Annotated in this window: 20 protein-coding genes; 7 read left to right on the top strand and 13 right to left on the bottom strand. The window is 74.8% G+C overall.

Annotated features, from left to right (window positions below; translation table 11 throughout):
- A partial coding sequence (locus ACI784_RS13805; RefSeq protein WP_457013848.1) for an alcohol dehydrogenase catalytic domain-containing protein occupies positions 1-282 on the bottom strand: 282 nt, incomplete at its 3' end.
- 207 nt (positions 283-489) lie between these two features.
- On the opposite strand from ACI784_RS13805, the gene ACI784_RS13800 reads away from it, so the two are divergent.
- Positions 490-1,902, top strand: a complete 1,413-nt coding sequence (locus ACI784_RS13800; protein ID WP_457013847.1) for an L-lactate MFS transporter — start codon at positions 490-492, stop codon at positions 1,900-1,902.
- Positions 1,899-2,039: an MFS transporter small subunit gene (locus tag ACI784_RS13795; RefSeq protein WP_456922400.1), complete on the top strand. Its 141-nt coding sequence runs from the start codon at positions 1,899-1,901 to the stop codon at positions 2,037-2,039. Before ACI784_RS13800 ends, ACI784_RS13795 begins: the two co-directional genes overlap by 4 nt.
- A 79-nt stretch (positions 2,040-2,118) precedes the next feature.
- On the opposite strand, the gene ACI784_RS13790 is transcribed toward ACI784_RS13795, so the two are convergent.
- The 8 genes from ACI784_RS13790 to purB form a co-directional block, all read right to left on the bottom strand.
- The gene (locus ACI784_RS13790) at positions 2,119-2,508 is read right to left on the bottom strand and encodes a sterol carrier family protein (RefSeq protein WP_456922399.1); all 390 of its coding nucleotides are present in this window, start codon (positions 2,506-2,508) and stop codon (positions 2,119-2,121) included.
- Entirely contained in the window at positions 2,508-4,796 is a 2,289-nt protein-coding gene (gene purL, locus ACI784_RS13785) for a phosphoribosylformylglycinamidine synthase subunit PurL (RefSeq protein ID WP_457013846.1), read from the bottom strand. The genes ACI784_RS13790 and purL overlap by 1 nt, the downstream gene beginning before the upstream one ends.
- Positions 4,793-5,464 carry a phosphoribosylformylglycinamidine synthase subunit PurQ gene (purQ, locus tag ACI784_RS13780; RefSeq protein WP_456922397.1) on the bottom strand — a complete coding sequence of 224 codons (672 nt, stop codon included), beginning with the start codon at positions 5,462-5,464 and terminating at the stop codon, positions 4,793-4,795. Before purQ ends, purL begins: the two co-directional genes overlap by 4 nt.
- Before the next feature lie 11 nt (positions 5,465-5,475).
- A complete protein-coding gene (gene purS, locus ACI784_RS13775) occupies positions 5,476-5,715 on the bottom strand; it encodes a phosphoribosylformylglycinamidine synthase subunit PurS (RefSeq protein ID WP_456922396.1) in 240 nt (79 codons plus the stop codon).
- 121 nt (positions 5,716-5,836) lie between these two features.
- Positions 5,837-6,718, bottom strand: coding sequence for a DUF559 domain-containing protein (locus ACI784_RS13770; protein WP_457013845.1), 882 nt, complete (start codon positions 6,716-6,718; stop codon positions 5,837-5,839).
- A gap of 135 nt (positions 6,719-6,853) precedes the next feature.
- Entirely contained in the window at positions 6,854-7,615 is a 762-nt protein-coding gene (locus ACI784_RS13765) for an alpha/beta fold hydrolase (protein ID WP_457013844.1), read from the bottom strand.
- 1 nt (position 7,616) lies between these two features.
- On the bottom strand, positions 7,617-8,480 hold the full coding sequence (locus ACI784_RS13760) for a phosphoribosylaminoimidazolesuccinocarboxamide synthase (RefSeq protein ID WP_457013843.1): 864 nt from the start codon (positions 8,478-8,480) through the stop codon (positions 7,617-7,619).
- Positions 8,477-9,802 carry an adenylosuccinate lyase gene (gene purB, locus ACI784_RS13755; RefSeq protein ID WP_457013842.1) on the bottom strand — a complete coding sequence of 442 codons (1,326 nt, stop codon included), beginning with the start codon at positions 9,800-9,802 and terminating at the stop codon, positions 8,477-8,479. The genes ACI784_RS13760 and purB overlap by 4 nt, the downstream gene beginning before the upstream one ends.
- Before the next feature lie 46 nt (positions 9,803-9,848).
- Here purB and ACI784_RS13750 point away from each other — a divergent pair, with 46 nt between their 5' ends.
- Positions 9,849-11,309: an AI-2E family transporter gene (locus ACI784_RS13750; RefSeq protein ID WP_456922391.1), complete on the top strand. Its 1,461-nt coding sequence runs from the start codon at positions 9,849-9,851 to the stop codon at positions 11,307-11,309.
- Positions 11,310-11,413: 104 nt separating this feature from the next.
- Here ACI784_RS13750 and purD read toward each other — a convergent pair whose 3' ends face one another.
- Positions 11,414-12,670: a phosphoribosylamine--glycine ligase gene (gene purD / locus ACI784_RS13745; protein WP_457013841.1), complete on the bottom strand. Its 1,257-nt coding sequence runs from the start codon at positions 12,668-12,670 to the stop codon at positions 11,414-11,416.
- Between the two features lie 21 nt (positions 12,671-12,691).
- Positions 12,692-13,714, bottom strand: coding sequence for a ribosome small subunit-dependent GTPase A (rsgA, locus tag ACI784_RS13740; RefSeq protein WP_457013840.1), 1,023 nt, complete (start codon positions 13,712-13,714; stop codon positions 12,692-12,694).
- Positions 13,715-13,818: 104 nt separating this feature from the next.
- Here rsgA and ACI784_RS13735 point away from each other — a divergent pair, with 104 nt between their 5' ends.
- Positions 13,819-14,862, top strand: coding sequence for a glycerophosphodiester phosphodiesterase family protein (locus ACI784_RS13735; protein ID WP_456922388.1), 1,044 nt, complete (start codon positions 13,819-13,821; stop codon positions 14,860-14,862).
- 61 nt (positions 14,863-14,923) lie between these two features.
- Here the strand turns inward: ACI784_RS13735 and ACI784_RS13730 are convergent, their stop codons facing one another.
- Positions 14,924-16,213 (bottom strand): adenylosuccinate synthase, encoded by a 1,290-nt coding sequence (locus tag ACI784_RS13730; RefSeq protein WP_456922387.1) that lies wholly within the window; start codon positions 16,211-16,213, stop codon positions 14,924-14,926.
- 69 nt (positions 16,214-16,282) lie between these two features.
- Between ACI784_RS13730 and ACI784_RS13725 the strand changes: the two genes are divergently transcribed.
- The 3 genes from ACI784_RS13725 to ACI784_RS13715 all read left to right on the top strand — a co-directional run bounded on the left by ACI784_RS13725 (position 16,283) and on the right by ACI784_RS13715 (position 18,874).
- On the top strand, positions 16,283-16,900 hold the full coding sequence (locus tag ACI784_RS13725) for a hypothetical protein (protein ID WP_456922386.1): 618 nt from the start codon (positions 16,283-16,285) through the stop codon (positions 16,898-16,900).
- A 100-nt stretch (positions 16,901-17,000) separates the two neighbouring features.
- Positions 17,001-18,062 (top strand): ABC transporter permease, encoded by a 1,062-nt coding sequence (locus ACI784_RS13720; protein WP_457013839.1) that lies wholly within the window; start codon positions 17,001-17,003, stop codon positions 18,060-18,062.
- Positions 18,059-18,874, top strand: a complete 816-nt coding sequence (locus ACI784_RS13715) for an ATP-binding cassette domain-containing protein (protein WP_456922384.1) — start codon at positions 18,059-18,061, stop codon at positions 18,872-18,874. Before ACI784_RS13720 ends, ACI784_RS13715 begins: the two co-directional genes overlap by 4 nt.
- 20 nt (positions 18,875-18,894) lie before the next feature.
- Here ACI784_RS13715 and ACI784_RS13710 read toward each other — a convergent pair whose 3' ends face one another.
- Positions 18,895-19,038: a GPGG-motif small membrane protein gene (locus tag ACI784_RS13710; RefSeq protein ID WP_186817115.1), complete on the bottom strand. Its 144-nt coding sequence runs from the start codon at positions 19,036-19,038 to the stop codon at positions 18,895-18,897.
- Between the last annotated feature and the right edge of the window lie 143 nt (positions 19,039-19,181).

Raw genomic sequence — 19,181 nt, 5'->3', positions numbered from 1 at the left:
GCCGCACACCGCGCGCCAGTTGAGGACCACGTAGTCGCCGACGGCGACGTTGGTGACGCCCTCGCCGACGGCGGAGACCACGCCGGCGGCCTCGTGGCCCAGCAGGAACGGGAACTCGTCGTTGATGCCGCCCTCGCGGTAGTGCAGGTCGGTGTGGCAGACGCCGCACGCCTGGATGTCCACGACCGCCTCACCCGGGCCGGGGTCGGGGACGATGATCGTCTCGACGGTGACCGGAGCACCCTTGCTGCGGGCGACGACGCCCTTCACCTCATAGGCCATGCGGGCAGCCTAGAACGGGGCCGGAACGCCTCCGCGCCCACTCCCGGGACGTGGAAGCCACCCCTCAGGTGGTTGAGTTCGCAACGGAACGGTCACGGTCACCGGGCGGTGCGGCCCGGCCGGACGTACGGTTCCCCGGGTTTCGTGAGCCTGTGCACCCGATGCACCCCGGGACCCCGGGGGCACCCCTCGACCGGAGGTCCGTCCGTGGCAGTACCGAGTTTCCTGGCGCGTGAGCGCATCGTGGCCCGACCGGGGTTCAACCGGTGGCTCATCCCGCCCGCCGCCCTGGCGGTGCACCTGTGCATCGGCCAGGCGTACGCGACCAGCGTCTACAAGACGGCACTGGTCGAGGACTTCGGCACGAGCCAGACGGCGATCGGCATCGTCTTCTCGATCGCCATCGTCATGCTGGGCCTCTCCGCCGCCCTCTTCGGCACGTGGGTGGACCGCAACGGTCCCCGCGCGGCGATGTTCGTGTCGGCCTGCTTCTGGGTGACCGGCTTCCTGGTGGGCGGGCTCGGCATCGAGACCCGCCAGCTGTGGCTGCTGTACCTGGGCTACGGCGTCATCGGGGGCATCGGTCTGGGCATCGGCTACATCTCGCCGGTCTCCACGCTGATCAAGTGGTTCCCGGACCGCCCTGGCCTGGCCACCGGCATGGCGATCATGGGCTTCGGCGGTGGCGCGCTGATCGCCTCGCCGCTGTCCCGGCAGCTGATGAGCTGGTACGACCCGGCCTACGACCCGGGCACCGCCGGCTCCGTGCCGAACGGGGGCGCCGTCTCGGCGCTGTTCTTCACCTTCGCCGCGGTCTACCTGGTCTTCATGATGTTCGGGGCCTTCCTCGTGCGGGTCCCGGCCGACGACTGGAAGCCGGCCGGCTTCGACCCCTCATCGGTCAAGCAGAAGGCGCTGGTCACCACCGAGAGCGTGTCGGCCAACAACGCCGTCCGGACGCCGCAGTTCTGGCTGCTGTGGGTGGTGCTGTTCTGCAACGTCACCGCGGGCATCGGGATCCTCGAGCAGGCCAGCCCGATGATCCAGGACTTCTTCCGCACCGGGGAGACCTCGACCGTCGCCGCGACCGCGGCCGCGGGCTTCGTCGGCGTCCTGTCGCTGTTCAACATGGGCGGCCGCTTCGTGTGGTCCTCGACGTCGGACTTCATCGGCCGCAAGCCGATCTACATGGTCTACCTGGGCGTCGGGCTGGTGCTCTACGTCCTGCTGGCGACCGTCGGCAGCAGCGCCACCTGGGTGTTCGTCATCCTGGCCGCGATCATCATCTCGTTCTACGGCGGCGGGTTCGCCACCGTCCCGGCCTACCTGCGTGACCTCTTCGGCACCTACCAGGTCGGCGCCATCCACGGCCGGCTGCTCACCGCGTGGTCGGCCGCCGGCGTCGCCGGGCCGCTGATCGTCAACAGCGTGCTCGACACCCAGGGCGAGCCCGGTTCGCTGGTCGCGGCCAACTACCGGCCGGCCCTGTTCATCATGGTCGGCCTGCTCGCGGTCGGCTTCGTCGCCAACCTGCTGGTCCGCCCGGTCTCCAGCAAGTGGCACGAGCCGCAGCGCCGGACCGCCGCCACCCCGACCCCCGAACGGAGCGCCGCCCGATGAGTTCACCCGCCCGAGAGCAGCAGCAGACCCACACCCCGGTGGGGCTGATCGCCTTCGCCTGGACGCTGGTCGGCGTCCCCCTGGCCTACGGGCTCTACCAGACGGTGAAGACCGCGCTCACCCTCTTCACCGGCTGACCGATCCCGCGCTCCCCACGACGCCCCGTCCGCTGCTGCAGCGGGCGGGGCGTCGTGCTGTGCGGATCGGCCCCCCGGGTCAACTCTCGCGCCGGCCGAGCGGCGGCAGCGGCAGGTGGGCCGACAGGTCGGCGCGGTTGCCACTGGCGGTGAGCAGTCCGTCGGCCACGGCGGTCGCCCAGTCGAGCCGGCCGCTGGCCAGCCGCAGCCAGGTGGCGGCGTCGGTCTCCACCACGTTCGGCGGGGTGCCGCGGGTGTGCCGCGGCCCGGGCACGCACTGGACGGCGACGTGCGGGGGCACCCGCAGCTCGACCGAGCGCCCGGGCACCTGCTGGGCCAGCCAGCGGGCGCTGGTCTTCACCGCGGCGCCGACCACCGACCGGGGCGGCTGCTCGGCCTCCCCCGCCAACCAGGCCAGCGTGGGCGCCAGCGCCCCCCGCAGCTCCTCGGCGGAGATCGGCGCGGGCATCAGCTGGTCGGGACGGTCCCCGCCGGGACGGTACCCACGGTGGCCTCGGGCGTGCCGAACAGCGCGGGCAGCGTGGCGCTCCACGCGGCGCGCAACTCGGCCAGTGGCAGCTCGCCCACGCCGTCGACCGCGAGCACGTCGCCGCCCGTCGTCCCCAGCTCGGTGACGGGGACCCCGGCCGCCTCGGCGGCGGTGCGCACCGCCGCCGGGTCGGCCGTCGTGACGACCGCGCGGGCGGCCGACTCGCTGAACAGCGCGGTGAACGGGTCGTCACCGACGCCCAGGCGGGCGCCGAGGCCGTACCGCAGCGCGGACTCGGCCAGCGCCTGGGCGAGGCCACCGTCGGCGAGGTCGTGCGCCGAGCCGACCAGCCCGTCGCGGGCCAGCGCGGCCAGCAGCTCGCCGAGCGACCGCTCCGCCGCGAGGTCGACCGCCGGCGGTCGGCCGCCGAGGTGGCCGTGCACGACCGACGCCCACGCGGACCCGCCGAACTCCGGCCGGGTCTCGCCGAGCAGCAGCACCGTCTCCCCCGGCGTCCGCCAGCCGGTGGGGACCCGCGTGCGGACGTCGTCGTGCACGCCGAGGACGCCGATGACCGGGGTCGGGTTGATCGGCACGTCGCCGGTCTGGTTGTAGAGGCTCACGTTGCCGCCGGTGACCGGCAGGCCGAGCTCGCGGCAGGCGTCGGCGAGGCCGCGGACTGCCTCGGCGAACTGCCACATCACCTCGGGCTCCTCCGGGGAGCCGAAGTTCAGGCAGTTGGTGACCGCCAGCGGCCGGGCGCCGCTCACCGCCACGTTGCGGTAGGCCTCGGCCAGGTTCAGCTGCGCACCGGTGTACGGGTCCAGCCGGGCGTAGCGGCCGTTGCCGTCCAGCGCCAGGGCGATGCCGCGGGAGCTGCGCTCGTCGATGCGGACCACGCCGGCGTCGTCGGGCTGGGCCAGCACGGTGTTGCCGCGGACGTAGCGGTCGTACTGCTCGGTGACCCACGACTTGTCCGCGCCGTCCGGGCTGGCGACGACGGCCAGCCAGTGCGCGGTGAGCTCCTCGGGCGTCCGTGGGCGCGCCAGCGCGGCCGGGTCGTCGGCCTGCAGCGCGTCGAGGTCGGCCGGGCGGGCCATCGGCCGCTCGTAGACCGGGCCCTCGTGCGCGACGGTCCGCGGCGGGACGTCGACGATGCGCTCGCCGTGCCAGTCGACGATCAGCCGGTCGCCGTCGGTGACCTCACCGATGACGGTGGCCAGCACGTCCCACTTGCGGCAGACGGCGAGGAAGGCGTCGACCTTGTCCGGCTCGACGATGGCGCACATGCGCTCCTGCGACTCGCTCATCAGGATCTCGGCCGGGGTGAGCGTCGAGTCGCGCAGCGGCACGGTGTCCAGGTCGACGTGCATGCCGCCGGTGCCGGCGCTGGCCAGCTCGGACGTCGCGCAGGAGAGGCCGGCGCCGCCGAGGTCCTGGATGCCGGTGACCAGGTCGGCGGCGAAGATCTCCAGGCACGCCTCGATCAGCAGCTTCTCGGTGAACGGGTCCCCGACCTGCACGCTGGGCCGCTTCGCCGGGCCCTCGGCGTCGAAGGTCTCGCTGGCCAGCACCGAGACCCCGCCGATGCCGTCGCCGCCGGTGCGCGCCCCGAACAGGATCACCTTGTTGCCGACACCCTCGGCCTTGGCCAGCCGGACGTCCTCGTGCCGCATGACGCCGACGCACAGCGCGTTGACCAGCGGGTTGCCCACGTAGCAGTCGTCGAACAGCAGCTCGCCGCCGATGTTGGGCAGGCCCAGGCAGTTGCCGTAGCCACCCACGCCCGCGACGACGCCGGGCAGCACGCGCGCGGTGTCCGGGGCGTCGGCCCGGCCGAAGCGCAGGCTGTCCATGACCGCGATCGGGCGGGCGCCCATCGTCAGGATGTCGCGCACGATGCCGCCGACCCCGGTGGCCGCGCCCTGGTAGGGCTCGACGTAGCTGGGGTGGTTGTGCGACTCGACCTTGAAGGTGACCGCGTAGCCGTCGCCGACGTCGACGACGCCGGCGTTCTCGCCGATGCCGACCAGCAGCGCGTCGCTCGGCGGCAGGTCACCGAAGCGGCGCAGGTGCACCTTGCTCGACTTGTAGGAGCAGTGCTCGCTCCACATCACCGAGTACATGGCCAGCTCGGCGGTGGTGGGCCGGCGGCCGAGGATGTCCCTGATGCGGGCGTACTCGTCGGCCTTGAGGCCCAGCTCGGCCCAGGGCTGCGCGTCGTCGGGGGTCTGCCCGGCCCGCTCGACGGTGTCGATCTGAGTCACGCGCTGACGACCGCCTTCAGGACGCTGGTGAAGAAGCCGAGCCCGTCGGTGCTCGGGCCGGTGAGGTCCTCCACGGCGTGCTCGGGGTGCGGCATCAGGCCGACGACCCGGCCGTCGGCGCTGGTCACCCCGGCGATGTCGCGCATCGAGCCGTTCGGGTTGCCCTCGACGTACCGGACGGCGACCCGGCCCTCGCCCTCGATGCGGTCGAGGTCGGCGGGCGCGGCGACGTAGCGGCCCTCGCCGTTCTTCACCGGGACGACGATCCGCTGGCCGGCCTCGTAGGACGCCGTCCACGCGGTGTCCTCGCGCTCGATGCGCAGCGCCTGGTCGCGGTTGCGGAAGTGCAGGTGGCCGTTGCGGGTCAGCGCGCCGGGCAGCAGGCCGGCCTCGCAGAGCACCTGGAAGCCGTTGCAGATGCCGAGGACCGGCATGCCCTTGCGGGCGCGGTCGACGACGTCGGCCATCATCGGCGCCCGCGCGGCGATCGCACCCGCGCGCAGGTAGTCACCGTAGGAGAAACCCCCGGGGAGGACGACGGCGTCGACGTCCTTGAGGTCGTGCTCGGCGTGCCAGAGCGCGACCGGCTCCGCACCGGCCAGCCGCACCGCGCGCGCGGCGTCGACGTCGTCCAGGGAGCCCGGGAAGGTGATGACACCGATGCGCACAGCGGTTCCGTTCAGTCGGTCGGGAGGTGCAGCTCGACGTCCTCGATGACGGGGTTGGCCAGCAGCGTCTCGGCGATCTGCTTCAGCTCCGCCTCGTCCGGCGTCCCGTCGACCTCGAGCACGAAGTGCTTGCCCTGGCGGACGCTGCGGACGCTGTCGTGGCCGAGCCGGCCCAGCGCTCCCAGCACCGCCTGCCCCTGGGGGTCGGAGATCTCCGGCTTGAGGACGACGTCGACGACCACCTGGGGCACGACGTCGAGGGTACCGGGGTGGCGCGGCCCACTGGCCGGGGTGCGGGTGATGCTGCTCTCCCCTCCGCGAGATCGGCGGTCTCGTGGCGATCAGCGGCTGATGACCACGAGACCGGCGATGTCACTGGCGCAGCGCCCGGCGGATCTCCGCCACCACCTCGTGCGGCCTGCCCAGGACGTCGGCGGAGGTGAACCGCAGCACCGTCCACCCCGCCGCGACGAGCCGGTTCTGGCGGCGCAGGTCGTTGACGAAGACGTCCCGCTCGCGGTGGACGTCGCCGTCGAACTCCACGATGACGCGCAGGTCCGGCCAGGCGAGGTCGGCGCGAGCGAGCGGACACCCGTCCACGCCTCGCACGACGTGCTGCAGCACCGGCGACGGCAGGCCGGCCGCGTGGAGGAGCCAGCGCAGCACCGACTCCATCGGCGACTCGGCCAGCGGGTCCGCCACCGGGAGCACCTCCCGGGCGCGCGCCGATCCGCGCCCTCCGGGGCGTCGGCGCAGCTGCTGCTCGAGGGCCGCCGTGGTGCACCAGCGACCGAGCAGCTGGTCGGTCACGGCGAGCAGCGCCGCGGGCTGCAGGACGCCGGCCAGGTCGCGCCAGGTGCGCTCCGGAGTGGTGACCGGCACCGCCCCGCGCCGCGTGGTGTCGTCCTCGGGCAGCGGGGTGCGGTGCACCCTCCGGTCCCGTCGGCTCTCCGAGCGCAAGGTCATCGGAACCGTGAGGTCGACGCGGCGGTCGGCCCTGTCCTGCAGCGGGATGTCCAGGCCCCAGAGTGCTGCAGCGGTCGCGTGGCTGGCGACGGTCCCCGGCGGTGACGTCAGCAGGACGGCCGCGACGCGGGCGCTCATCTCGTTCGACAGCGCTCGAGGCAGGTAGGTGTCCCGCGAGAGCCGCTCGACGTCGGCATGCCGCAGTTGCCAGTCGCGGATGCCGGCAGCCCGTGCACCCGCCCTGGTCGCCGGGCCGGTGAGACGGGACCGGACACGACGGGTGGGCACTCAGGCACTCTGGCCCAGCAGGCGCCGGTGGCGCTGCGGCCATCCACAGCCCCAGCGCGAGATCGGCGGTCTCGTGGCGATCAGCGGCTGATGACCACGAGACCGGCGATCTCGCGCAGGTCGAGACCGGCCGCGTCAGGGAGACACCAGCGACCAGACGGCCTCGGGGGTCTCCCAGTGGGCGTTGTGGCCGGCGCCGTCGAGGAGCACCGCGTCCGGGTCGACCCGCCGCATCGCGGCCAGGCCGACCATCGGGTCCGCGGCCCCGGCGGCCAGCCGCAGCGGGGCGACCGCCCGCGACAGGACCTCCTCCACCGACGGACCCACGGCGCCGAACGCACGCGGGTCGAGGGCCGCCGCGAACCCACCGTCCGCCTCGCGCACGCCCGCCCGCGCGACCGGGTCGTCCGGCGCGACCAGGCCGCTGAGCCCGGCGAGCCGCAGGTGCCGGTCGGCGGCCTCGGCGGCGGTGGGGAAGACCTGCGGCGGGCGGGCCGCCATCACCCGGGCCCGCGCCTCCTCGTCGACGGTCCAGTCGATCTTGACGCCGACGGCGACCACGCGGGCCACCTCGACGCCGTACCAGCCGCCGGCCAGCACCGCGCCGACGACGCCGCCGAAGGAGTGCCCGAGCACGGTCACCCGGCCGGCGCCGAGAGCCACGGCCAGCGAGGCCACGTCGGCCGCGTGCACCGCGTACCCGTACGGCGGCTCGGCCACCGACCGCCCGTGGCCCCGCAGGTCGGGTACCGCCCAGGACCCCGGCCACGACGCCTCGACCAGCGGCAGCAGCCGGTCCCAGACCGCGCCGGTGGCGCCCAGCCCGTGCAGCAGCAGGAGCAGGTCGTCCCCGGACCCGCCGGACCGGTAGGAGATCCCCGCGCGCGTCAGTGGCACGTCAGCGGAACGTAGTGCCCGTCAGCTCCTCGTAGGCGGTCACGTAGCGCTCGCGGGTCGCCTCGACCACGTCGGCGGGCAGCTCCGGCGGCGGGGAGACCCGGTCCCAGCCGGACGCCGTCAGCCAGTCACGGACGAACTGCTTGTCGTACGAGGGCTGCGCCGCCCCCGGCGACCAGGTGATCGCCGGCCAGAAGCGCGACGAGTCGGGGGTGAGCACCTCGTCGCCGAGGGTCAGCCGGCCCTGGGAGTCCAGACCGAACTCGAACTTGGTGTCGGCCAGGATGATCCCGGCCTCCGCCGCGATCTCCGCGCCGCGCCGGTACAGGGCCAGCGTGAGCGCGCGCAGCTCGGCGGCCCGGTCCGCGCCGACGGCGGTCTCGACCGCGGCGAAGTCGATCGCCTCGTCGTGCTCGCCCACCTCTGCCTTGGTGGACGGCGTGAACACCGGCTCGGGCAGCTGCGAGCCCTCGACCAGACCGGCCGGCAGCGCGACGTCCCGGATGGCGCCGGACCGCTGGTACTCCACGGTGCCCGACCCGGACAGGTAGCCGCGCGCCACGCACTCCACCGGCAGCATCGACAGCCGCCGCACGAGCATCGCCCGCCCGGCCACCTCGCCGGGCACGTCGGACGCCGACACCAGGTGGTGCGCCGCGCCGAACTGCTCCAGCACCGGCTCCAGCTGCCCGAACCACCACACCGACAGCGCGGTGAGCACCCGCCCCTTGTCCGGGATCGGCGTCGGCAGCACGTGGTCGTAGGCCGAGATGCGGTCGGAGGCGACCAGCAGCAGCCGGTCGGCGCCGGCGTCGTAGATCTCGCGTACCTTGCCGCGCGCCACCAGGGGCAGGTCGAGGCTCATGACAGGGCGGCCAGCCGCTCGAACAGCGGGTCCAGGTCGGCCACGTACCGCTCCGGCCGGCAGATCTCGTCCAGCCGCGCCTCGTCGAGGGTCACGCGGGACGCCGCCGCCCGCTGCCGCAGCGTCTCGCGGAACGGCGTCCCGGTGTTCCACGTCTCCATGGCCGCGGACTGCACGAGCGCGTACGCGTCCTCGCGGGACAGCCCGCCCTCGACCACCTCGAGCAGCACCGACGAGGTGTAGATCAGCCCGCCGGTGGACTCCAGGTTGGCCCGCATCCGGTCGGCGTCCACCACGAGGCCCTCCACCAGACCGGTGGTCAGGTGCAGCAGGTAGTCGGTGGTGATCGCGGCGTCGGGCAGGAAGACGCGCTCGGTCGAGGAGTGCGAGATGTCCCGCTCGTGCCACAGCGGGATGCCCTCCATCACCGGGACGACGGCGGCGCGGACGACGCGGGCGAGCCCGGCGATGCGCTCGGAGCGGATCGGGTTCTTCTTGTGCGGCATGGCGCTGGAGCCCTTCTGGCCGGAGCCGAAGGCCTCCGACAGCTCGCGCACCTCGGTCCGCTGGCCGTGGCGCACCTCCAGCGCGACCGTCTCGCAGACCGTGGCGATGATCGCCAGCGCCGCCACCCACTCGCTGACCGAGTCGCGCAGCACCACCTGGGTGGAGGCGTCGGCCGGGCGCAGGTCCAGCGCCTCGGCGACGGCGACCTCCACCGACGGGTCGATCAGCGAGTACGTGCCGACGGCGCCGGAGATGGCGACGACGCCGACCCGCTCACGGGCCGCCCGCAGCCGGTCGCGCGAGCGGGCCGCGGCGAAGGCGATGTCGGCGACCCGGTGGCCCCACACGTCGGGCTCGGCGTGCACACCGTGGGTGCGGCCGACCTTGATCGTGTGCCGGTGAGCCAGCGCGTGGTCGCGCAGCACCGCGACCAGCCGGTCCATCCGGGCCAGCAGCAGGTCGGTGGCCTCGGTCAGCTGCACCGCCAGCGCGGTGTCCAGCAGGTCCGACGAGGTCATGCCGTGGTGCACGTACGCCGCGGCCGACCGCGGCTCGGTGTTGTCCGCCCACGCGGTGAGGAAGGCGATGACGTCGTGCTGCGTCGTCTCCTCGATCTCCGCGACCCGCTCGGGGGTCGGCGGCGCCGCCTTGCGCACGGGCTCCACGACGTCGGCGGGCACCCGCCCGGCCGCCGCGTGCGCCTCCAGCACCAGGGTCTCGACCCGGCACCACAGCTCGTACTTGTGCTGGTCGCTCCAGACCCGCCCCATCGCGGGGAGCGTGTACCGCTCGATCATCGGGGTACCGCCCGCCACCGGTCAGCTCGTCGCACCACGGGGACAGTCTCCCCGTAGGGCTAGCGTGATCATCGACGACCCCTACTGCCCGCCGGAGGTCCCCGTGCTGCGTCGGGCATCCCACCTGCTCGAGCGGGCGCGCGAGCGCATCCGCGCCGCCGCCGAGCACGACCCGCACGGGTGGCCGGAGCGGGACGACGACCGCGCGATCCTCGTCCGCGACGACGACGTCGCCACCGAGCCCCCCGCCGACCTGCCGGCGGGGGACGACGCGGCACAGCCGCCCCTGGGCAGCCCCCAACCGGGCGCCCCCGACCTCGACGGGCCGATCGGCCCCGGCGGGGTGAGCGGGCCCCCGGCCGGCGGCCGCCCGCACCGCAACGGCCGGCACGCCCGCCGGCTCACCGGCGCCGACCGCCGGACCAGCGACGACGCCGTCGTCCCGACCGGGCTGCGGATCGCGGCCGCGTGGTCGTGGCGGCTGATCGTGGTGATCGCCGGCATCTACGTGCTGCTCTACGCCGCGGCCTACGTCGCCGTCGTCGTCGTCCCGGTGTTCGTGGCGCTGCTGCTCTCCGCCCTGCTCCAGCCCGGCGCCGCGGCGCTCGTGCGGCACGGCTGGCCCCGGTCGCTGGCCGCGCTGACCATGCTCATCGTCGGGCTCGCCGTCGTCGCCGGGATCATCACGCTGGTCGTCGAGCGGTTCACCGCCGGGTTCTCCGACCTGGCCGACCAGGTCAACCAGGGCCTCACCCAGGTGCGCGACTTCGTCGTCGACAGCTTCCCCGTGTCCCAGCGGCAGATCGACGAGGCGCTGACCGCCGCGCAGGACGCGCTGGTGGCCAACCAGGACACCCTCACCTCGGGGGCGCTCACCACCGCGGCGACGGTGGGCGAGGTCTTCACCGGGATCGTCCTCGCGCTGTTCACGCTGTTCTTCTTCCTCAAGGACGGCCGGTCCATCTGGCTGTGGCTGATCGGCCTGTGCCCCGCCGACGCCCGCGCCTACGTCGACGAGGCCGCCCGCCGCTCCTGGCGGACGCTGATCTCCTACGTGCGCGCGACCGTCGCCGTGGCCCTGGTCGACGCGCTCGGCATCGGCATCGGCCTGGCGATCCTCGGCGTGCCGCTGGTCATCCCGCTGGCCGCGCTGGTGTTCCTCGGCGCGTTCATCCCCATCATCGGGTCGTTCCTCGCCGGCTCGGTGGCGGTGCTGGTCGCGTTGGTGTCCAAGGGCCCGATCACCGCGCTCATCGCGCTGGCCATCGTGGTCGCGGTCATGCAACTGGAGGGGCACGTCCTGCAGCCGCTGCTGCTGGGCCGGGCGGTGCGGGTGCACCCACTGGCCGTCGTCCTGGCGATCGCCGCGGGCCTGCTGGTGGCCGGCATCTTCGGCGCCCTCATCGCCGTTCCGCTCGTCGCCTGCGCGAACGTGGCCGGCACCTACCTGAGCCGCCGGCACGACGGGCCGCGGCCCCCCGAGCCACGCCCGGAGCGGGCGCGCCCGGCGGTCAGCGCCGAGTAGGAGGACCCCCTCCTCCTCACCCCTGGCACGCTCGCGGTGAGCCTCGGGACGGGGCCGAACCCTGGACGGGGCCGGAGCCGGAGTGGAACCGGACGTGCCGGCCCTCAGCCGGCGGCGATCCGGCCCTCGACGGCGGCCAGCGCGATGTCGGTGCGCCAGTGCGCGTCGGCCAGCCGCACCCCGGCCACCCGCTCGTAGGCCAGCCGGCGGGCGGCGGCGAGGTCGTCGCCGACCGCCGTCACCGCCAGCACCCGCCCGCCGGCGGACCGGACCGTCCCGTCCGCGTCGACCGTGGTGCCCGCGTGCAGCACGCCCTCGCCGTCCGCCCCGGTGATGGGGTCGCCGGTGCGCGGCCGCTCCGGGTAGCCGGCCGCGGCGACGACGACCGTGACCGCCGCCCCGTCCCGCCAGCGCAGCGGCGGGTGGTCGGCGAGGGTGCCGGTCGCGGCGGCGTGCAGCAGGCCGGCCAGCGGGGTCTCGAGCAGCGGCAGCACGACCTGGGTCTCCGGGTCACCGAAGCGGGCGTTGAACTCCACGACCCGGACGCCGCGGGAGGTCAGCGCCAGCCCGGCGTAGAGCAGCCCGGCGAAGGGCTCACCGCGGCGGGCCATCTCGTCGACCGTCGGCTGCAGCACGGTGGCCAGCACCTCGTCGACCAGGCCCGCCGGCGCCCAGGGCAGCGGCGCGTAGGCGCCCATCCCGCCGGTGTTGGGGCCGGCGTCGCCGTCGTCGCGGCGCTTGGCGTCCTGGGCGGGGACCAGCGGCAGCACCGTCGTCCCGTCGGTGACGGCGAACAGCGACACCTCGGGCCCGTCCAGGTACTCCTCGACCAGCACCGCGCCGCCGGCCTCCAGCACGCGGTGGCCGTGCGCGACGGCGGCGTCCCGGTCGGTGGTGACGACGACGCCCTTGCCCGCGGCCAGGCCGTCGTCCTTCACCACGTACGGCGCGCCCGCCTCGTCCAGGGCGGTCTCCAGCTCCGCCGGGCCGCCGACCGGCCACGACCGGGCGGTGGGCACGCCGGCGGCGGCCATCACGTGCTTGGCGAAGGACTTGCTGCCCTCCAGCTGGGCGGCCTGCTCCGACGGGCCGAAGCAGGCGATGCCGGCGTCGCGGACGGCGTCGGCGGCACCGGCCACGAGCGGCACCTCGGGGCCGACGACCACCAGGTCGGCGCCCCAGCCGGTGGCCAGCGCGGCGACGGCGACCGGATCGGCGACGTCGACCGGCGCGGCCTCGGCGAGCGCCCGCGTGCCGGCGTTGCCGGGAGCGCACGCCAGCGCGGTCACGGCGGGGTCGTTCTGCAGAGCGACGCACAGGGCGTGCTCCCGGGCACCGGAGCCGATCACGAGCACGCGCACGTCCGGCGACCCTACCGGGGCTCAGCGCGGGCGGTTCGGCTGCGCCCGGTAGGACCGGTACAGGGCGCGCACCCGGGCGTGCTCGGCGGCCCGCGCCCGCGCGTCGGAGCGCAGCGCCTGCCGCCGGGCCTCGGCCTGCAGCTTGCGCCAGGCGGTGTAGCGGGCGGGGTCCAGCCGGCCCTCGGCGATCGCCCCGGCGACGGCGCACCCGGGCTCGGACCGGTGCCCGCAGTCACGGAACCGGCACCGCCCGGCCAGCTCGGTGACGTCGGCGTAGGCGGTGTCGATGCCCTCGTCGTCCACCACGCCCAGCTCCCGCATGCCGGGGGTGTCGACGAGCAGGCCGCCGCCGGGCAGCTGGTGCAGCTCGCGAGCGGTGGTGGTGTGCCGGCCGCGGCCGTCGCTCTCCCGCACCTCCGCCGTGGCGACGACCGGCGCCCCCAGCAGCGCGTTGGCCAGGCTGGACTTGCCCACCCCGGACGGCCCGACCATCGCGGCGGTGCGGCCGGGGCCGATCCGGGCGGCGACGTCGGCGAGGCCGGCCCCCGTCACCGAGCTCACCGGCAGGACGTCGACGCCGAGGGCCGCCTCGGCCACCTCCTGCACCACCGCCGGGACGTCGTCGCACAGGTCGGCCTTCGTGAGGACGACGACCGGTGCCGCCCCGCTGCCCCACGCCACCGCCAGGTAGCGCTCCACCCGCCGGGTCCGCCGCGGCCCGGTGAGGGCGTCGACGACGAGCACCGCGTCGAGGTTGGCGGCCACCACCTGCTCGCTCGACGTCCGGCCGGCCATGACGCGGGTGAACGCCGTCCGGCGGGGCAGCACCGCGACGGCGAGCTCCCCGCGCAGCGCCACCCAGTCGCCGACCGCGGGCCCGGCGTCGCCCAGCAGCGCCGACGCGGGGTGGGCGCGCAGCTCGCCGTCGGCGGTGAGCACGGTCAGGCGGCCGCGGTCGACCCGCGCGACCCGGGCCGGTGCGCACCCCGGCGGCAGCTCGGCGCGCCGCTCCGGCGTCCAGCCCAGGAGTGAGAGTTCCGTCACTCCCGCATGGTGACGCGCTGGTCAGGGCGGCGTCTTCCGAATTGTGCTGCACGCGACTCTCCGCGTTCACGTTCTCGTCAGGTGACTGCGGTGTTCTCAATGACATGCACGCGAGCGAGTCGCTGGCAGTCCGTCCCGCGACCGGCCTCCCCCGTCCCGTCGTCGTGGGTCACCGCGGCGCCTCCGCGTACCGGCCCGAGCACACGGCCGCCAGCTTCGAGCTCGCGATCGACCTCGGCGCCGACCTCATCGAGCCCGACGTCGTGGTCAGCCGCGACGGCGCGCTCGTCGTCCGGCACGAGAACGAGCTCTCCCCCTCCACCGACGTGGCCGACCGGCCGGAGTTCGCGGACCGCCGCACCACGCGCGTCGTCGGCGGCCGCGAGCGCACCGGGTGGTTCGCCGAGGACTTCACCCTCGCTGAACTGCGCACCCTGCGGGCCGTCGAGCGCATGCCGGCGCTGCGTCCGCTGAACACGACCTACGACGGCCGCTACGGCGTCCTGACGCTGGCGGAGGTCGTGGAGATCGCCCGCCGCCGCTCCACCCCGGGCCGGCAGGTGCGCGTCCTCGCCGAGCTGAAGAAGCCCACCTGGGCCGGCGACCACGGGCTGCCGATGGTGGAGCTGGTCGCCGCCGAGCTGCGCCGCCTGGGCGCCGACACCCCCGACGGCACGGTCGTGCTGCAGTCCTTCGACGCCGCCGCGCTGCGGCAGCTGCGCGCCGACCTGGGCGCCGCGGGGCCGACCATGCTCCAGCTGGTGGACGACGTCGCCGCGGACGACGCCCTCGTCACCCCCGCCGGCCTGCGTGCGGTGAGCACCTACGCGCAGGGCATCGCGCCCAGCCGGCACCGCATCCTGCTGCGGGACGCCGACCAGGCGCTGACCGGCGTCTCCGACCTGGTCGCCCAGGCCCACCGCGCCGGGCTTCTCGTCGTCCCGTGGACGCTGCGGCCGGAGAACGCCTTCCTGCCCCGGCACCTGCGCCGCGGCGAGGACCCGATCGGTCCCGGCGACGCCCAGACCGAGGCCCGGCTGCTGCTGGCGCTCGGCGTCGACGGCGTCATCACCGACGCCCCCGAGGTCGCCGTCCGCGCCCGGGCGGAACTGCAGACCGCGGCCCTCGCCCCCATCCGCCGTCCGTAGCGGAGGCGGCCGTCCGTAGCGGAGGCCGGGAGCGCAGGTCCCCTGCGCTCCCGGCCTCCGCTCAGCCGATCAGGTCGTGGACCACGACGTTCTCGTCGCGGCCGGGGCCGACGCCGATGACGCTGATGCGGGCGCCGGAGAGCTCCTCCAGCCGCCGCACGTAGGCCTGGGCGTTGGCCGGCAGCTCGTCGAAGGTTCGGCAGTGCCGGATGTCCTCGAACCAGCCCGGCAGCTCCTCGTAGACCGGCTTGGCGTGGTGGAAGTCCGTCTGGGTCATGGGCATCTCGTCGTGCCGGACGCCGTCGACGTCGTAGGCCACGCAGATCGGCACCGTCTCCAGCCCGGAGAGCACGTCGAGCTTGGTGAGGAAGTAGTCGGTGATGCCGTTGACCCGGCTGGCGTAGCGGGCCACCACGGCGTCGAACCACCCGCAGCGGCGGTCGCGGCCGGTGGTGACGCCGACCTCGCCGCCCTGCTTGCGCAGGTACTCGCCGCTGGCGTCGAACAGCTCGGTCGGGAACGGGCCCGAGCCGACGCGGGTCGTGTAGGCCTTGAGGATGCCGACCACCCGCTGGATGCGCGTGGGGCCGATGCCCGAGCCGGCCGCGGCCCCGCCCGCGGTCGGGCTGGACGACGTCACGAACGGGTAGGTGCCGTGGTCGACGTCCAGCAGCGTGCCCTGGGAGCCCTCCAGCAGGACCCACTCGCCGGCGTCGAGGGCCTCGGCCAGCAGCAGCCGGGTGTCGGCGATGCGGTGCTTGAGCTGCTCGGCGTACCCGGCGTACTCCTCGACGACCTCGTCGACGTCGATCGCCTTGCGGTTGTAGACCTTGACCAGGACCTGGTTCTTCTCCTGCAGCGTGCCCTCGAGCTTCTGCCGGAGGATGGAGAGGTCGAGCAGGTCCTGCACGCGGATGCCGGTGCGGGCCACCTTGTCGCCGTACGCGGGGCCGATGCCCCGGCCGGTGGTGCCGATCCGGCGCTTGCCGAGGAACCGCTCGGTGACCCGGTCCAGCGCGCGGTGGTGCGGCATGATCAGGTGCGCGTCGGCCGAGATGACCAGGCGTGAGGTGTCCACGCCCCGCTCCTCCAGGCCCGCCAGCTCCCCGATCAGCACCTCCGGGTCGATGACGACGCCGTTGCCGATGACCGGCGTGCACCCCGGGGTGAGGATCCCCGACGGGATCAGGTGCAGCGCGTAGCGCTCGCCGTCCGGCGTGATCACGGTGTGGCCGGCGTTGTTGCCGCCCTGGTACCGCACCACGTAGGGCACGCGGCCCCCCAGCAGATCGGTGGCCTTCCCCTTGCCCTCGTCGCCCCACTGGGCGCCGATCAGCACGACTGCCGGCATCGCTCGCTCAGATCCCCTCGGAACTCCGTCACCGGCGGATGACCGGCTGGCAGGTGGCAGGGTATCCGCATGTCGCTCGTCCGGTTCGACCTGCGCGGCCTCGACCCCGGCCAGGCACCGGCCCGCGAGACGGTCGCGCCGGCCGTCGACGCCGACGCCGTGCTGGTCAGGGGCCCGGTGCCCGCGCTGGCCGCGGTGCTCGCCGCGCTCGACAAGGCCGGGCGGACCGCCGGGGTGCCGGTGTCGTGGGAACCGGCCGACGACACCGCGTCGACCGGGCTGGCCCGCGCGCTGGGCGTGGGTGCCGGCGAGGAGCGCGAGCTCAGCCTGGTGCGCGACGACCACGGCGGCGTCCTGCTGCACCACGGCCGGGTCGAGGCGGCCGATCCCGGACGGCGCGGCCCGCTGGCCCGCCGGTTCGGGGCGCAGGCGCACAACGACGCGGCCAAGGTCGCCGACGGGATCATCACGCGCATCGACGTCCGGCCGGAGTGGCGGCAGGTGGACACCCTCGGGGTCGTCGTCATGACGCTGCCCCTGCGGCCCGCCCGGCGCACGACGGGCCGGGCGGTGCAGATCGCCTGCGACCCGGCCCGGGTCGTCCGGGACGGCGTGCCGTACCCGCGGCCGGTCAGCCGCTGGACCTGGTACGCCGACCACCGCGTGCGCTGGCGGCTGCGCCCCTGATCGGCGGCGCGGGGCGCTGCGGGTGGGTCGCGCCGTTCGTGGACACTGGACGCACGTCCCTGGTCGAGGAGGCCCCGCTGCCGACGTCCTGTCCCCGCCGGTGACAGCCGACGGACTGCCCTCGTTCGGGCCGCACGCCACGCCGGCCCCGGCCCGGGGACGACGGCTGCTCGACCGGGCGCTGGCCCGCCCCAGCCTCGCGGCGTTCGTGGGCCTGGCCGTCGTCCTGCTGTTCTTCGCCCCGCAGGCACCCCACCTGCTCAGTCCGGGCGGGCTGGCCAGCGCCCTGGACGCGGCAGCGCTGATCGGCATCGGCGGTGTCGCGGTCGCGCTGCTCCTGGTCGCCGGGCACTTCGACCTGTCGATCGGGATGATCTCCGTCGGCAGCGCCCTGGTCACCGGCGTGCTCATCACCGAGGCCGGGTGGGGCACCTGGCCCGCGCTGGCCGGCTCGCTGGCGGCCGCGCTGCTGGTCGGGCTGGTGAACGGCTGGCTGGTGGTCACGACCGGGCTGCCGAGCTTCCTGATCACCCTCGCGACGTTCCTCGTGCTACAGGGCGTGGCCCTGGCCGGCACCCGGTCGCTGACCCGCTCGGTGCGCATCGACGGGCTCGGCGAGGCCCCCGGCTGGTCGTCGGCGACGGCGGTGTTCGGGTCGACGGTGCAGATCGGCGACGGGCGGTTCCGCGTCTCGCTGGTGTGGTGGGTGCTCCTGACCGCCTGGGCGTCGTGGACGCTGTGGCGCACCCGCTTCGGCAACGGCGTGCTCGCCGTCGGCGGCGCCCGCCGTGCGGCCCGCGAGCTCGGTGTCGCCGACCGGCGGACGACGGTCGCGCTGTACTGCTGCACCGCCGCGGCCGGCTGGCTGGTCGGCACGCTCGGGGTGGTGCGCCTGGGCGGCGTGCAGGCCAGCACCGGGCTCGGGACGGCGATCACCTTCGTCGTCGTCGCGGTCATCGGCGGCTGCCTGCTCACCGGCGGGTACGGGTCTGCGGTCGGCGCCGCGGTGGGTGCGCTGCTCTACGCCACGGCGCGGCAGGGGGTGGTGCTGGCCGGGTGGGACGCCCGCTGGTTCGAGGCCTTCCTCGGCGTCCTTCTGCTGGTGGCGCTGCTGGCCAACGGCGTCGTCCGGGACCGGCTGAAGGCGGTGCCGCGATCGTGAGCGGGCCGGCCGACCGCCCCGTCCCGCTGCTGGAGCTGCGCGGTGTCAGCGTCCACCACGGCAGCGTGGCGGCGCTGGCCCGGGTGAACGCGGCGTTCCGCCCCGGCGAGATCACCTGCGTGCTGGGCGAGAACGGGTCCGGCAAGTCCACGCTGGTCTCGATGCTCTCGGGCCTGTGCCGGTACGACGAGGGGGAGCTGCTGCTCGACGGTCGGCCGGTGCGGTTCCGGTCGCCCAAGGCCGCCCGCGCCGCCGGCATCGCGACCGTGTGGCAGGACCTCGCGGTGGCACCGCTGCTGTCGGTGTGGCGGAACTTCTCCCTGGGCGCCGAGCCCACGCGCGGGCCCTGGCCACTGCGCCGGCTCGATCTCGAGGCCGCGCGGGAGACGACGGTGCGGGCCCTCGCCCAGGTCGGCGTCCCGGGCATCGACCCGGACCAGCCGGCCTCGGCACTGCGCGCCGGGGAGCGGCAGACGCTGGCGATCGCCCGGGCGCTGCACTTCGGCGTCCGGGCCCTGGTGATCGACGAACCGACCGCGCCGATGACGATCCAGCAGCACACCCTGGTGGGCCGGGCCGTGCTGACCGCCCGCGCGCGGGGGCTGGCCATCGTGGTGGTCACCAGCAACCCGCGGTACGCCCACCTGGTCGGCGACCGGTTCCTGCTCCTCGCGCACGGGCACGTGGCGGGCGACCTGACGCGTGAGGACGTCGATGCCGACGTCCTCACGCGTCTCATGGCCGGCGGGGACGAGCTGGCCTCACTCACCGCCCGGCTGCGGGAGCTGCACCCGGAGCTCGACGAACGCTGAGTCGGGGCTCCGGGTGCAGCTCAGGTGAAGATGCTCACCCCACCCGGCCCGACGAGCAGGCCCACGATGATGAGCACGATCCCCCACAGCAGTTGCCTGCGCACGATCGCGACGATGCCGGCGACCACGAGGATGACCGCGAGGATCCAGAGAAGCGTTGCCATGCAGCACCTCCGGTGACGGGCGTCCCCAGTGGACGCCGGAGACGGAGCGTAGGCACGGTCCTGGAAATCCGCACGTCGAGCGATCACCCAGCGTCACAACGCCTCCACGATGGGACCGGCACCCACTTCTGGGGCGCGGGTCG

This window comes from Geodermatophilus sp. SYSU D01186, assembly GCF_054050215.1.
The sequence above is the reverse complement of the archived record's forward strand: the minus strand, read 5'-3'. Positions and strand labels throughout refer to the sequence as shown.

Excerpts from the sequence above, each read along its gene's own strand:
- ACI784_RS13735 (WP_456922388.1), top strand. The coding sequence starts at position 13,819 with ATGCACGCGAGCGAGTCGCTGGCAGTCCGTCCCGCGACCGGCCTCCCC.
- ACI784_RS13760 (WP_457013843.1), bottom strand. The coding sequence starts at position 8,480 with ATGAGCCTCGACCTGCCCCTGGTGGCGCGCGGCAAGGTACGCGAGATC.
- ACI784_RS13790 (WP_456922399.1), bottom strand. The coding sequence starts at position 2,508 with ATGCCCGCGCCGATCTCCGCCGAGGAGCTGCGGGGGGCGCTGGCGCCC.
- ACI784_RS13710 (WP_186817115.1), bottom strand. The coding sequence starts at position 19,038 with ATGGCAACGCTTCTCTGGATCCTCGCGGTCATCCTCGTGGTCGCCGGC.
- ACI784_RS13725 (WP_456922386.1), top strand. The coding sequence starts at position 16,283 with ATGTCGCTCGTCCGGTTCGACCTGCGCGGCCTCGACCCCGGCCAGGCA.
- ACI784_RS13795 (WP_456922400.1), top strand. The coding sequence starts at position 1,899 with ATGAGTTCACCCGCCCGAGAGCAGCAGCAGACCCACACCCCGGTGGGG.
- ACI784_RS13730 (WP_456922387.1), bottom strand. The coding sequence starts at position 16,213 with ATGCCGGCAGTCGTGCTGATCGGCGCCCAGTGGGGCGACGAGGGCAAG.